The 14,465-nt window shown below is 55.1% G+C and carries 11 protein-coding genes and 1 tRNA gene; all 12 read right to left on the bottom strand.

Features of this window, described 5'->3' with window-relative positions:
* Positions 1-2: 2 nt before the first annotated feature.
* Positions 3-473: a 30S ribosomal protein S7 gene (rpsG, locus tag PFAS1_RS14275; RefSeq protein ID WP_002555493.1), complete on the bottom strand. Its 471-nt coding sequence runs from the start codon at positions 471-473 to the stop codon at positions 3-5.
* Positions 474-591: 118 nt separating this feature from the next.
* Positions 592-963, bottom strand: coding sequence for a 30S ribosomal protein S12 (gene rpsL / locus PFAS1_RS14270; protein WP_002555494.1), 372 nt, complete (start codon positions 961-963; stop codon positions 592-594).
* A gap of 216 nt (positions 964-1,179) precedes the next feature.
* Positions 1,180-5,379, bottom strand: coding sequence for a DNA-directed RNA polymerase subunit beta' (gene rpoC / locus PFAS1_RS14265; RefSeq protein ID WP_007896632.1), 4,200 nt, complete (start codon positions 5,377-5,379; stop codon positions 1,180-1,182).
* Positions 5,380-5,443: 64 nt separating this feature from the next.
* On the bottom strand, positions 5,444-9,517 hold the full coding sequence (gene rpoB, locus PFAS1_RS14260) for a DNA-directed RNA polymerase subunit beta (RefSeq protein WP_046053257.1): 4,074 nt from the start codon (positions 9,515-9,517) through the stop codon (positions 5,444-5,446).
* A 220-nt stretch (positions 9,518-9,737) separates the two neighbouring features.
* A complete protein-coding gene (rplL, locus tag PFAS1_RS14255) occupies positions 9,738-10,103 on the bottom strand; it encodes a 50S ribosomal protein L7/L12 (RefSeq protein ID WP_008145490.1) in 366 nt (121 codons plus the stop codon).
* An 80-nt stretch (positions 10,104-10,183) separates the two neighbouring features.
* Positions 10,184-10,684, bottom strand: a complete 501-nt coding sequence (gene rplJ / locus PFAS1_RS14250) for a 50S ribosomal protein L10 (protein WP_008145489.1) — start codon at positions 10,682-10,684, stop codon at positions 10,184-10,186.
* A 198-nt stretch (positions 10,685-10,882) separates the two neighbouring features.
* Entirely contained in the window at positions 10,883-11,578 is a 696-nt protein-coding gene (rplA, locus tag PFAS1_RS14245) for a 50S ribosomal protein L1 (protein ID WP_007896626.1), read from the bottom strand.
* Positions 11,578-12,009 carry a 50S ribosomal protein L11 gene (gene rplK, locus PFAS1_RS14240; protein WP_003210097.1) on the bottom strand — a complete coding sequence of 144 codons (432 nt, stop codon included), beginning with the start codon at positions 12,007-12,009 and terminating at the stop codon, positions 11,578-11,580. The genes rplA and rplK overlap by 1 nt, the downstream gene beginning before the upstream one ends.
* 117 nt (positions 12,010-12,126) lie before the next feature.
* Entirely contained in the window at positions 12,127-12,660 is a 534-nt protein-coding gene (gene nusG, locus PFAS1_RS14235; RefSeq protein WP_007896622.1) for a transcription termination/antitermination protein NusG, read from the bottom strand.
* A gap of 9 nt (positions 12,661-12,669) precedes the next feature.
* Positions 12,670-13,038: a preprotein translocase subunit SecE gene (secE, locus tag PFAS1_RS14230; RefSeq protein WP_008145488.1), complete on the bottom strand. Its 369-nt coding sequence runs from the start codon at positions 13,036-13,038 to the stop codon at positions 12,670-12,672.
* A 45-nt stretch (positions 13,039-13,083) separates the two neighbouring features.
* Positions 13,084-13,159, bottom strand: a tRNA-Trp gene (locus tag PFAS1_RS14225).
* 54 nt (positions 13,160-13,213) lie between these two features.
* Positions 13,214-14,407, bottom strand: a complete 1,194-nt coding sequence (gene tuf / locus PFAS1_RS14220) for an elongation factor Tu (RefSeq protein ID WP_007896619.1) — start codon at positions 14,405-14,407, stop codon at positions 13,214-13,216.
* Positions 14,408-14,465 lie beyond the last annotated feature (58 nt).

Below are 14,465 nucleotides of genomic sequence, written 5' to 3'. Positions count from 1 at the left end.
AATTAGAAGCGGTAGTGCGAGAAAGCTTTGTTAGCTTCAGCCATACGGTGCACGTCTTCACGCTTCTTAACTGCAGCACCTTTACCTTCGGCAGCGTCCAACAGTTCGCCAGCCAAACGCAGAGCCATAGACTTCTCGCCGCGCTTGCGGGCGAAGTCTACCAACCAGCGCATTGCCAGGGCGTTACGACGGGACGGACGAACTTCAACCGGAACCTGGTAAGTAGCACCGCCTACACGGCGCGACTTTACTTCGACCAGCGGAGCGATGGCGTCGAGAGCTTTCTCGAAGATTTCCAGGGGGTCGCTGTTCTTGCGTTCTTTAACCTTCTCCAGCGCGCCATAAACGATACGCTCGGCAACGGCTTTCTTGCCGCTTTCCATTACGTGGTTCATGAACTTGGCCAGGATTTGGCTTCCGTATTTTGGATCGTCAAGCACTTCGCGCTTGGCTGCTACGCGTCTTCTTGGCATGGATAAGCCCTCAAACGGTCTTCAGGTTCGCTCGGAATCGGTGCCCTTTCGGGACGCCTCCGACCTTACTCTTATCGACTCAGAAAAATAGAAAATCAGTTTTTACAAAAAGCCGTTACTACTTAGGCTTCTTGGTACCGTACTTCGAGCGACCCTGGTTACGACCTTTAACGCCGGAAGTATCCAAAGAACCGCGTACGGTGTGGTAACGAACACCTGGCAAGTCTTTTACACGACCGCCGCGGATCAGTACCACGCTGTGCTCTTGCAGGTTGTGGCCTTCACCGCCGATGTACGAGGAAACCTCGAAACCGTTGGTCAGACGCACACGGCATACTTTACGCAGTGCCGAGTTAGGTTTTTTCGGCGTGGTGGTATACACACGGGTGCATACGCCACGACGTTGCGGGCAGTTCTGCAGCGCAGGCACGTCGGATTTCTCGACGATACGCTTACGCGGCTGACGTACCAGCTGGTTGATAGTTGCCATCTACTAGCTCCACTGTTGTCTTGCGACGCTATTGTCTTGCAAGAAAAGCAAAATGGCAGGAACGAATTCCCGCCAAATTTAGGGGTACAAGAGTCTAAAGAGGATCTTGCCCCCAGTCAAGGCAAGGCCCCGACCTCCCCGCTCATCCAACCTCGACAAATTGTCTCGATTCGATGAACGGAATGGCCAGGGCCTTACGCTCATTTACCGCAGAACTCAGTTACCGCTCGAGTTCAGCGCTTCGGTCAGTGCAGCTTCCACTTCACTGGCGCTTACGCGCAACGGTTTGTCAGCATCACGGCGGCGCTTGCGCTCGCTGTGATAAGCCAGACCGGTACCAGCCGGGATCAGACGACCCACGACCACGTTTTCTTTCAGGCCGCGCAAGTAATCGCGCTTGCCGGTTACCGCCGCCTCGGTCAGTACGCGAGTGGTTTCCTGGAAGGAAGCCGCCGAGATGAACGATTCGGTGGACAACGACGCCTTGGTGATACCCAACAGCACACGAGTGAACTTGGAAACGAATTTCTCGTCACCAGCCAGACGCTCGTTCTCTACCAGTACGTGAGTCAATTCCATCTGGTCGCCCTTGATGAAACTGGAATCGCCGGATTCAGCGATTTCAACTTTACGCAGCATCTGACGCAAGATGGTCTCGATGTGCTTGTCGTTGATCTTCACGCCTTGCAGACGATAAACGTCCTGGATCTCGTTCACGATGTACTTGGCCAGCGCACTCACACCCAGCAGACGCAGGATGTCGTGTGGATCGCTCGGGCCGTCGGAGATAACTTCGCCGCGGTTTACCTGTTCGCCTTCGAAGACGTTCAGGTGACGCCACTTCGGAATCAGCTCTTCGTACGGATCGCTACCGTCGTTCGGGGTAATGACCAGACGGCGCTTGCCTTTGGTCTCTTTACCGAACGCGATGGTGCCGCTGACTTCAGCCAGAATCGAGGCTTCTTTCGGACGACGGGCTTCGAACAAGTCGGCAACACGCGGCAGACCACCGGTGATGTCACGGGTCTTCGAAGTCTCTTGCGGAATACGAGCGATAACATCACCGATCGCGATTTTCGCACCGTCCGCTACACCCACCAGGGCGTTAGCAGGCAGGAAGTACTGAGCAATTACGTCGGTACCCGGCAGCAAGAGATCCTTGCCGTTGTCATCAACCATCTTCACAGCAGGACGGATATCTTTACCGGCAGCTGGACGGTCTTTGGCGTCGAGTACTTCAATGTTGGTCATACCGGTCAATTCGTCAGTCTGACGCTTGATCGTGATGCCTTCTTCCATGCCCACGTAGGTCACGGTACCTTTCATTTCGGTAACGATTGGGTGAGTGTGCGGATCCCACTTGGCCACGATTGCGCCAGCGTCGACCTTGTCACCTTCTTTAACCGAAATCACAGCACCGTACGGCAGCTTGTAACGCTCGCGCTCACGACCGAAGTCATCAGCGATCGCCAGCTCACCGGAACGGGACACAGCAACCAGGCAACCATCCACTCGCTCAACGTGCTTCAGGTTATGCAGACGGACGGTACCGCCATTCTTCACCTGAACGCTGTCGGCTGCGGAGGTCCGGCTTGCCGCACCACCGATGTGGAACGTACGCATGGTCAGCTGGGTACCCGGCTCACCGATGGACTGGGCAGCGATAACGCCGACCGCTTCACCGATGTTCACCTGGTGACCACGAGCCAAGTCACGGCCGTAGCACTTGGCACAAATGCCGTAGCGGGTTTCGCAGCTGATCGGCGAACGCACGATCACTTCGTCGATGCTGTTCAGCTCGATGAACTCGACCCACTTCTCGTCTACCAGCGTGCCGGCAGGAACGATGATTTCCTCGGTACCTGGCTTGAACACGTCACGGGCAATAACACGACCCAATACGCGCTCACCCAGCGGCTCAACAACGTCACCGCCTTCAATGTGCGGAGTCATTACCAAGCCATGTTCGGTGCCGCAATCGATCTCGGTTACTACCAGATCCTGCGCCACGTCTACCAGACGACGAGTCAGGTAACCGGAGTTCGCAGTTTTCAACGCGGTATCCGCCAAACCTTTACGAGCACCGTGAGTGGAGATGAAGTACTGAAGTACGCTCAAACCTTCACGGAAGTTCGCAGTAATCGGCGTTTCGATGATGGAACCGTCCGGCTTGGCCATCAGACCACGCATACCGGCGAGCTGACGGATCTGCGCAGCAGAACCCCGTGCGCCCGAGTCGGCCATCATGTACATCGAGTTGAAGGATTCCTGGTCGACTTCGACGCCATGACGGTCGATGACTTTCTCTTTCGAGAGGTTGGCCATCATCGCCTTGGAAACTTCGTCGTTCGCCTTGGACCAAAGGTCGATCACTTTGTTGTACTTCTCGCCCTGGGTTACCAGGCCGGAGGCGTACTGACTTTCGATCTCTTTCACTTCGTCGGTAGCAGCACCGATGATGCGGGCTTTTTCATCCGGGATAACGAAGTCGTTAACACCGATGGAAACGCCGGAAATGGTCGAATAGGCAAAACCGGTGTACATCAACTGGTCAGCGAAGATCACGGTCTCTTTCAAACCAACCACGCGGTAGCACTGGTTGATCAGCTTGGAGATCGCCTTTTTCTTCATCGGCTGGTTGACGACGTCGTACGACAGGCCAGGTGGAACAACCTGGAACAACAGCGCACGGCCGACAGTGGTGTCGACGATACGGGTGTTCTTGACGCTGCCACCATCACGATCGTTGACGGTTTCGTTGATCCGCACTTTGACCTTGGCGTGCAGTGCGGCTTCGCCGGCACGGAACACACGGTCAACTTCTTGCAGATCCGCGAACACACGACCTTCGCCCTTGGCGTTGATCGCTTCACGAGTCATGTAGTACAGACCCAATACAACGTCCTGCGACGGAACGATGATTGGCTCACCGTTGGCTGGCGACAGAATGTTGTTGGTCGACATCATCAACGCACGCGCTTCCAACTGGGCTTCCAGTGTCAGCGGTACGTGCACGGCCATTTGGTCGCCGTCGAAGTCGGCGTTGTACGCAGCACAGACCAGAGGGTGCAGCTGGATAGCCTTACCTTCAATCAGTACCGGTTCAAACGCCTGGATACCCAGACGGTGAAGGGTCGGTGCACGGTTGAGGAGAACCGGGTGTTCGCGAATCACTTCAGCAAGAACGTCCCAAACCTCTGGCAGCTCGCGCTCGACCATCTTCTTGGCAGCTTTGATGGTGGTAGCGAGACCACGCATTTCCAGCTTGCCGAAAATGAACGGCTTGAACAGCTCGAGAGCCATCTTCTTCGGCAGACCGCACTGGTGCAGACGCAGGGTCGGACCCACGGTAATTACCGAACGACCGGAGTAGTCAACACGCTTACCGAGCAAGTTCTGACGGAAACGACCTTGCTTACCCTTGATCATGTCAGCCAGGGATTTCAGAGGACGTTTGTTGGAACCGGTGATAGCGCGGCCACGACGACCGTTATCGAGCAGTGCATCGACAGCTTCCTGCAACATACGCTTTTCGTTGCGCACGATGATGTCCGGAGCGGACAGATCAAGCAGGCGCTTCAAGCGGTTGTTACGGTTGATCACTCGACGATACAGATCGTTGAGGTCGGAAGTCGCGAAACGACCGCCATCCAGCGGGACCAGTGGACGCAGATCTGGCGGCAGAACCGGCAGAACGGTCAGCACCATCCATTCTGGTAGGTTGCCGGAACCCTGGAAGGCTTCCATCAACTTCAGACGCTTGGACAGCTTCTTGATTTTGGTTTCGGAGTTGGTTTGCGGAATTTCTTCACGCAGGCGGCCAATCTCGTGTTCCAGGTCGATAGCGTGCAGCAGTTCACGGACAGCTTCGGCACCCATGCGGGCATCAAAATCGTCGCCGAACTCTTCCAGCGCTTCGAAGTACTGCTCATCGTTGAGCAGCTGACCTTTTTCAAGGGTGGTCATGCCTGGATCGATAACGACATAGCTCTCGAAGTAGAGAACGCGTTCGATATCACGCAGGGTCATGTCCATCAGCAAGCCGATACGCGACGGCAGCGACTTCAGGAACCAGATGTGGGCAACCGGGGAAGCCAGTTCGATGTGCGCCATGCGCTCACGACGAACTTTGGCCAGCGCGACTTCAACGCCGCACTTCTCGCAGATCACACCGCGGTGCTTCAAGCGCTTGTACTTACCGCACAGGCACTCGTAATCCTTTACCGGGCCAAAGATCTTGGCGCAGAACAGGCCGTCACGCTCAGGTTTGAACGTACGGTAGTTAATGGTTTCCGGCTTTTTAACTTCACCGAACGACCACGAACGGATCATCTCAGGCGATGCCAATCCAATACGGATGGCGTCGAACTCTTCGACTTGACCCTGGTTTTTCAGCAAATTCAGTAGGTCTTTCAAGGCCTTTCCTCCTGGCGGAGCAGAGAGCGGGCAATCCTGCCCCGCTCTCGATTCGCGTCACGTGTTATTCGGTTTCCAGATCGATATCGATGCCGAGGGAACGAATTTCCTTGATCAACACGTTGAAAGACTCGGGCATGCCCGGCTCCATACGGTGATCGCCATCCACGATGTTTTTGTACATCTTGGTACGGCCGTTCACATCGTCCGACTTCACTGTGAGCATTTCTTGCAGAGTGTAAGCAGCACCGTATGCTTCCAGTGCCCAGACCTCCATCTCCCCGAAACGCTGACCACCGAACTGCGCCTTACCACCCAGCGGCTGCTGGGTAACCAGGCTGTACGAACCGGTAGAACGAGCGTGCATCTTGTCGTCTACCAAGTGGTTCAGCTTCAGCATGTACATGTAGCCAACAGTAACCGGGCGCTCGAACTTGTTGCCGGTACGGCCGTCGGTCAGCTGCATCTGGCCGCTTTCTGGCAGGTCTGCCAGTTTCAGCATGGCCTTGATTTCGCTTTCCTTGGCGCCGTCGAACACTGGAGTGGCCATTGGAACGCCGCCACGCAGGTTCTTCGCCAGATCCAGGATTTCCTGGTCGGAGAAGCTATCCAGATCTTCGTTACGACCGCCGATCTGGTTGTAGATCTCGTCGAGGAATTTACGAAGCTCAGCGACTTTGCGCTGCTCTTCGATCATCCGGTTGATCTTCTCGCCCAGACCTTTGGCCGCGAGGCCCAGGTGGGTTTCAAGGATCTGACCAACGTTCATACGCGAAGGTACGCCCAACGGGTTGAGGACGACGTCGACCGGGGTGCCATTGGCATCGTGCGGCATGTCTTCAACCGGCATGATCACGGAGACCACACCTTTGTTACCGTGACGACCGGCCATCTTGTCGCCCGGCTGGATGCGGCGACGGATTGCCAGGTAAACCTTGACGATTTTCAGCACGCCTGGAGCCAGGTCATCGCCCTGCTGCAGTTTGCGCTTCTTGTCTTCGAACTTGTCGTCCAGCAGACGGCGGCGATCAACGATGTAGGCCTGAGCCTTCTCGAGCTGCTCGTTCAGAGCATCCTCAGCCATGCGCAGTTTGAACCACTGACCATGCTCAAGACCGTCGAGAATTTCGTCGGTGATGTCCTGACCTTTCTTCAGACCAGCGCCGCCTTCGGCTTTGTGGCCGACCAGAGCGGATCGCAGACGTTCGAAAGTTGCGCCTTCAACGATACGGAACTCTTCGTTCAGGTCCTTGCGGATCTCGTCGAGTTGAGTCTTCTCGATCGACAGTGCACGAGCATCACGCTCAACGCCGTCGCGGGTGAAGACCTGTACGTCGATGACAGTTCCCTTGGTGCCGGTAGGCACACGCAGGGAGGTGTCTTTAACGTCGCTGGCTTTTTCACCGAAGATGGCACGCAGCAGTTTTTCTTCCGGAGTCAGTTGAGTCTCGCCTTTCGGAGTGACCTTACCTACCAGGATGTCGCCTGCGCCAACTTCAGCACCTACGTAAACGATACCGGCTTCGTCCAGCTTGTTCAGTGCAGCTTCACCCACGTTTGGGATGTCTGCAGTGATTTCCTCTGGCCCAAGCTTGGTGTCACGTGCCACACAGGTCAGTTCCTGAATGTGGATCGTGGTAAAGCGGTCTTCTTGAACAACTCGTTCCGACAGGCAGATGGAGTCTTCGAAGTTGTAACCGTTCCAGGCCATGAACGCGATGCGCATGTTCTGACCCAGCGCCAGTTCACCCATGTCGGTGGACGGGCCGTCAGCCATGATGTCGCTACGCTGAACCCGATCACCTTTACGCACCAGCGGACGCTGGTTGATGCAGGTGTTCTGGTTGGAGCGGGTGTATTTGGTCAGGTTGTAGATGTCGACACCAGCTTCACCGGTTTCAACTTCATCATCAGCAACACGAACCACGATACGGCTGGCGTCGACGGAATCGATAACGCCACCACGACGAGCCACGACGCAAACGCCGGAGTCACGAGCTACGTTACGCTCCATGCCAGTACCGACCAGCGGCTTGTCAGCGCGCAGGGTTGGTACAGCTTGACGCTGCATGTTCGAACCCATCAACGCACGGTTGGCGTCATCGTGCTCGAGGAACGGGATCAGCGACGCTGCTACCGAAACTACCTGCTTCGGCGAAACGTCCATCAAGGTGACGTCTTCCGGCGCCTTGACGGTGAACTCGTTCAAGTGACGAACAGCTACCAGTTCGTCGATCAGCATTTTCTTGTCGTTCATCGTGGCCGAAGCCTGAGCGATCACGTGATCAGCTTCTTCGATGGCGGACAGGAACACGATCTCGTCGGTGACCAGAGCGTCTTTCACCACGCGGTACGGGCTTTCGAGGAAGCCGTACTGGTTGGTGCGCGCATAAGCGGCCAGGGAGTTGATCAGACCGATGTTCGGACCTTCTGGCGTTTCAATCGGGCATACACGACCGTAGTGAGTCGGGTGTACGTCACGCACTTCAAAGCCAGCACGCTCACGAGTCAAACCGCCAGGGCCGAGTGCAGAAACACGACGCTTGTGGGTGATCTCGGACAGCGGGTTGTTCTGGTCCATGAACTGGGAAAGCTGGCTGGAACCGAAGAACTCTTTCACCGCCGCAGCCACTGGCTTGGCGTTGATCAGGTCTTGCGGCATCAGGCCTTCGCTTTCAGCCATCGACAGACGCTCTTTGACCGCACGCTCAACACGTACCAGGCCAACGCGGAACTGGTTCTCGGCCATTTCGCCTACGCAGCGAACACGACGGTTACCCAGGTGGTCGATGTCATCGACGATGCCTTTACCGTTACGGATGTCGACCAGAGTCTTCAGCACCGCAACGATGTCTTCTTTGCACAACACGCCCGAACCTTCGATCTCGGTACGACCGATACGACGGTTGAACTTCATCCGGCCGACCGCAGACAGGTCATAGCGCTCAGGACTGAAGAACAGGTTGTTGAACAGGGTTTCGGCAGCGTCTTTGGTTGGCGGCTCGCCTGGACGCATCATGCGATAGATCTCGACCAGCGCTTCCAATTGGTTGCTGGTGGAGTCGATCTTCAGAGTGTCGGAGACGAACGGACCGCAGTCGATATCGTTGGTATATAGCGTTTCGATGCGAACAACCTGGGCCTTGGCAATTTTTGCCAGGATCTCGGTGTTCAGCTCGGTGTTGCACTCTGCCAGGATTTCGCCGGTTGCCGGATGCACGATGGCCTTGGCGGTAGTGCGACCCAGGACGTAGTCCAGAGGCACTTCCAGGGTCTTGAGACCGGCTTTTTCGATCTGGTTGATGTGACGCGCAGTAATACGGCGACCAGCCTCAACGATGACCTTGCCCTTCTCGTCCTGAATATCAAGTACAGCGATTTCACCACGCAGACGCGAAGCAATCAGTTCCAGACTGAGGGTTTCGCCGCTCAGGTGGAAAACGTTGGTGGTGTAGAACGCGTCGAGCACTTCTTCAGTGGTATAGCCGAGCGCGCGCAGCAGTACCGATGCAGGCAGCTTGCGACGACGGTCGATACGCACGAATACGCAGTCTTTCGGGTCGAACTCGAAGTCCAACCACGAACCGCGGTAAGGAATGATACGCGCCGAGTACAACAGTTTGCCGGAGCTGTGCGTCTTGCCACGGTCGTGGTCGAAGAACACGCCCGGGGAACGGTGCAGCTGGGAAACGATTACACGCTCGGTACCGTTGATTACAAAGGTACCGTTCTCAGTCATCAGTGGGATTTCACCCATGTAGACTTCTTGCTCTTTGATGTCCTTGATCGCTTTGTTCGACGATTCTTTGTCGAAAATGATCAGGCGCACTTTTACCCGCAAAGGTACGGCGTAAGTTACACCGCGCAATACGCATTCTTTGACATCAAATGCCGGTTCGCCCAGGCGATAACCGACGTACTCCAGCGCAGCATTGCCGGAGTAGCTGATGATCGGGAAAACGGATTTGAAGGCCGCATGCAGGCCCACGTCGCGGAACTGATCTTTAGTCGCTCCCGCTTGCAAGAATTCACGATACGAATCCAGCTGGATGGCCAGGAGGTACGGCACATCCATGACGTCCGGCAACTTGCTAAAGTCCTTGCGGATACGTTTTTTCTCAGTATATGAGTAAGCCATCAGCGTTCCCCAGCTTGGTCACCTGCTTGTTTGGCCCCTCCCGACGGGAGCAGCCAGAAAATCGTGCAAACCCCATGGTTTGCGCCACCGCATCGGGTGGTTACAGCTCGTTATCAGCACCGACCCAGTCGGCTGCCAATAACGGAAAAAGGCCGGTGGCAAGAGCCACCAGCCATCAGCCTTTCGCTTAACGCTCGGGCTGGAGACGCAAAGTCGATGCTTACTTCAGCTCGACTTTAGCGCCTGCTTCTTCCAGAGTGGCTTTTGCTTTGTCAGCTGCGTCTTTCGAAACAGCTTCCAGAACAACGCCAGGAGCGCCGTCAACTACAGCCTTGGCTTCTTTCAGGCCCAGACCGGTCAGTTCACGTACTGCCTTGATCACGTTAACTTTCTTCTCGCCAGCTTCCAGCAGCATGACGTTGAATTCAGTTTGTTCTTCAACAACGGCAGCGACAGCAGCTGGACCAGCGGAAGCAGCGGCAGCGGAAACGCCGAACTTCTCTTCCATGGCCTTGATCAGCTCAACGATTTCCAGAACGGATTTTTCGCCGATTGCTTCGATGATTTGGTCGTTAGTCAGAGACATGACTATAAATTCCTGTATTGGGGTGACAGCCTACGCGGCCATCGAAATAAACAATAAACGCTGAAAGGAGTCGCTCAGCCTTAGGCTGCGGCAGCTTCTTTCTGGTCGCGAAGAGCCGCCAGAGTACGAGCCAATTTGCTGGTTGCGCCTTGAATCACGCTCATCAGCTGAGAAATTGCTTCGTCACGGGTCGGCAGGCTTGCCAGTACGTCGATCTGATTAGCTGCGAGGAACTTGCCCTCGAACGCAGCTGCCTTGATCTCGAACTTATCCTGACCTTTTGCGAACTCTTTGAAGATACGAGCAGCAGCGCCCGGATGATCTTTGGAGAATGCAATCAAGGTCGGGCCGGTGAACACGTCGTTGAGCACGTCATATTGAGTGCCAGCAACGGCGCGCTTGAGCAGAGTGTTACGTACAACACGTACGTAAACACCAGCTTCACGAGCCTCTTTACGGAGTCCGGTCATAGCGCCTACTGTTACGCCACGGGCATCAGCCACGACAGCGGACAGAGCAACTTGGGCAGCCTTGTTGACTTCAGCGACGATGGCCTTCTTGTCTTCAAGTTTAATTGCCACGGGAAAAACTCCTGCTTGTTACCGTTTCATCCAACCGAGGCCAGATGTCGTTTTGGTGTCTGATTCGGTAAGGAACCGGGAGCACCATCTGCGTAGGCTTGAGGTTTAAGACTTGCGTCGCCTACGGTCTTGGATAGCCCCCGCCAGGCAGGGACCCCAATCTTTCAATTGGCGCAATCGCTTGCGCCAACCTGTGTCTTACGCGTCGAGCGAACCTTGGTCGATGACCAGGCCTGGACCCATGGTGGTGCTCAGGGTAACGCGCTTGACGTAAATACCTTTCGAGGAAGCTGGCTTGATACGCTTCAGATCAGCGATCAGGGCTTCAACGTTTTCCTTCAGCTTGACGGCGTCGAAACCGACTTTGCCAACGGAGGTGTGGATGATGCCGTTTTTGTCGGTGCGATAACGAACCTGACCAGCCTTGGCGTTTTTAACCGCGGTAGCTACGTCTGGCGTTACGGTGCCGACTTTAGGGTTAGGCATCAGGCCACGCGGGCCCAGGATCTGACCCAACTGACCAACAACGCGCATTGCATCCGGGGATGCGATAACTACGTCATAGTTCAGGTCGCCGCCTTTCATTTCGGCAGCCAGATCGTCCATACCTACACGGTCAGCGCCGGCAGCCAAAGCGGCCTCAGCAGCTGGACCCTGGGTGAACACAGCAACGCGAACGGTCTTGCCAGTGCCGTGTGGCAGCACAGTAGCGCTACGAACGACCTGGTCGGATTTACGCGGGTCAACACCCAGGTTTACAGCAACGTCAAACGACTCGCTGAACTTGACGGTCGACAGCTCAGCCAGCAGAGCGGCAGCGTCTACAAAGTTGTAGGACTTGCCTGCTTCGATTTTGCCGGCGATAGCCTTTTGACGCTTGGTCAACTTAGCCATTACACACCCTCCACGTTAAGGCCCATGCTACGAGCAGAACCGGCGATAGTACGCACGGCCGCGTCCATATCAGCTGCAGTCAGATCCGCGTTTTTGGTTTTCGCGATTTCTTCCAGCTGAGCACGGGTAACGGTGCCAACCTTAACGGTGTTCGGACGAGCGGAACCGCTAGTCAGACCAGCAGCTTTCTTCAGCAGAACCGAAGCAGGTGTGGATTTGGTTTCGAAAGTGAAGCTACGGTCGCTGTAGACAGTGATGATCACTGGAGTCGGCAGACCTGGCTCAATACCCTGAGTACGGGCGTTGAAAGCCTTGCAGAATTCCATGATGTTCACGCCGTGCTGACCCAGAGCAGGACCAACAGGTGGGCTTGGGTTAGCCTGAGCGGCCTTCACTTGCAGCTTGATGTAAGCGGTAATCTTCTTGGCCATGAGGCACTCCAATTACGGGTTCGAACGCCTCGAAAGGCTCCCCGGTTACTTGCGCGTTTATCCCAGTGACGACAAAACCCCACAGCCTAGGGCTGCGGGGTTGGGATGCTTGCTCAGCTAGACCTTTTCGACCTGACTGAACTCTAGCTCTACCGGAGTAGAGCGACCGAAAATGAGCACTGCCACTTGGATCCGGCTCTTCTCGTAATTAACTTCTTCGACCGTGCCAGTAAAGTCGGCAAACGGACCATCATTGACACGTACCGACTCGCCTGGCTCGAACAACGTCTTCGGCTTCGGCTTGTCACTACCATCAGCAACGCGACGCAGAATCGCTTCTGCCTCTTTATCTGTGATAGGTGCAGGCTTATCAGCTGTACCGCCGATAAAACCCATCACCCGAGGAGTATCCTTGACCAAGTGCCAAGTACCCTCATTCATGTCCATCTGAACCAGCACATAACCTGGAAAGAACTTGCGCTCGCTTTTGCGTTTCTGGCCATTACGCATTTCAACCACTTCTTCAGTGGGAACCAGAATTTCGCCGAAGCCATCTTCCATGCCAGCCAGCTTTACGCGCTCTACCAACGAGCGCATGACATGCTTCTCGTAACCGGAGTAAGCATGCACAACGTACCAACGCTTAGCCACGGGACACCCTTAGCCGACAATCAAGGAAACAAGCCAGCCGAGCAGGGAATCTAGCCCCCACAACAGCAACGCCATAACCAGAACAACAGCCACAACGATCAACGTGGTCTGCGTGGTTTCTTGGCGAGTTGGCCATACGACTTTACGAATCTCGGTGCGAGCTTCCTTAACCAGTACAAAGAAAGACTTGCCCTTGACTGTCTGCAGGCCTACAAAGGCAGCTACAGCAGCAATGGCGAGCAAAGCCAGTACGCGGTACAGGATCGGCGAAGCAGAGTAATACTGATTGCCAACAACGCCAACAACCACCAAAGCAACTACTACTAGCCACTTGAGCAGATCGAAGCGAGAGCCTTGAGCTTCAGCTTTAGGAGTCATCTATGAAGATCCTGTGAAAAGAAAGCCAGACACACCAAGTGAATCTGGCAGGTCAGGAGGGAATCGAACCCCCAACCTACGGTTTTGGAGACCGTCGCTCTGCCAATTGAGCTACTGACCTAAAAACAAAATCAGGCCGACCATTATGCCGGCCCGAAAAAGACATTACAACAACTTACTCGATGACTTTAGCTACGACACCAGCACCGACGGTACGACCGCCTTCACGGATAGCGAAGCGAAGCCCATCTTCCATCGCGATGGTTTTGATCAGGGTAACGGTCATCTGAACGTTATCACCCGGCATCACCATTTCAACGCCTTCTGGCAATTCGCAGTTACCAGTCACATCCGTAGTACGGAAGTAGAACTGTGGACGGTAACCCTTGAAGAACGGCGTATGACGACCGCCCTCTTCCTTGCTCAGAACGTAAACTTCTGCAGTGAACTTGGTATGCGGCTTGACAGTGCCCGGCTTGACCAGAACCTGGCCACGCTCAACATCATCACGCTTGGTACCACGCAGCAACACGCCGCAGTTCTCGCCAGCACGACCTTCGTCGAGCAGCTTGCGGAACATCTCAACACCAGTGCAAGTAGTTTTGACAGTGTCACGAAGACCAACAATCTCTACTTCTTCCTGAATGCGGACAATGCCACGCTCAACACGACCGGTCACAACAGTACCGCGACCAGAGATCGAGAAAACATCCTCGATCGGCATCAGGAACGGCTTATCAATAGCACGCTCAGGCTGCGGAATGTAGCTATCCAGAGTCTCGACCAACTTCTTGACGGCAGTAGTACCCATCTCGTTATCGTCTTGACCATTCAACGCCATCAGCGCCGAACCAATGATGATCGGAGTGTCATCACCTGGGAAATCGTAAGTGCTCAACAGGTCGCGCACTTCCATCTCAACCAACTCGAGCAGCTCCGCATCATCAACCATGTCAGCCTTATTCAGGAAGACAACGATGTACGGAACGCCAACCTGGCGGGACAGAAGGATGTGCTCACGGGTTTGCGGCATCGGACCATCAGCGGCCGAGCAAACCAGAATCGCGCCATCCATCTGAGCAGCACCGGTAATCATGTTTTTTACGTAGTCAGCGTGACCTGGACAGTCAACGTGCGCGTAGTGGCGCACGGCCGAATCGTACTCAACGTGAGCGGTGTTGATGGTAATACCACGAGCTTTTTCTTCAGGGGCGCTATCGATCTTGTCGAAGTCAACCTTTGCCGAACCGAAAACCTCGGAGCAGACACGGGTCAAAGCAGCAGTCAGAGTGGTTTTACCGTGATCGACGTGACCAATGGTACCAACGTTGACGTGAGGCTTATTACGTTCGAACTTTTCCTTAGCCATCAAAATCACCCTTAGGAGAAGAATTGAGCAGGTCAAACAAGCCATTAAAACAAAGGCA

This window comes from Pseudomonas frederiksbergensis (genome assembly GCF_001952935.1).
GTDB lineage: Bacteria > Pseudomonadota > Gammaproteobacteria > Pseudomonadales > Pseudomonadaceae > Aquipseudomonas > Aquipseudomonas frederiksbergensis.
The sequence above is the reverse complement of the archived record's forward strand: the minus strand, read 5'-3'. Positions and strand labels throughout refer to the sequence as shown.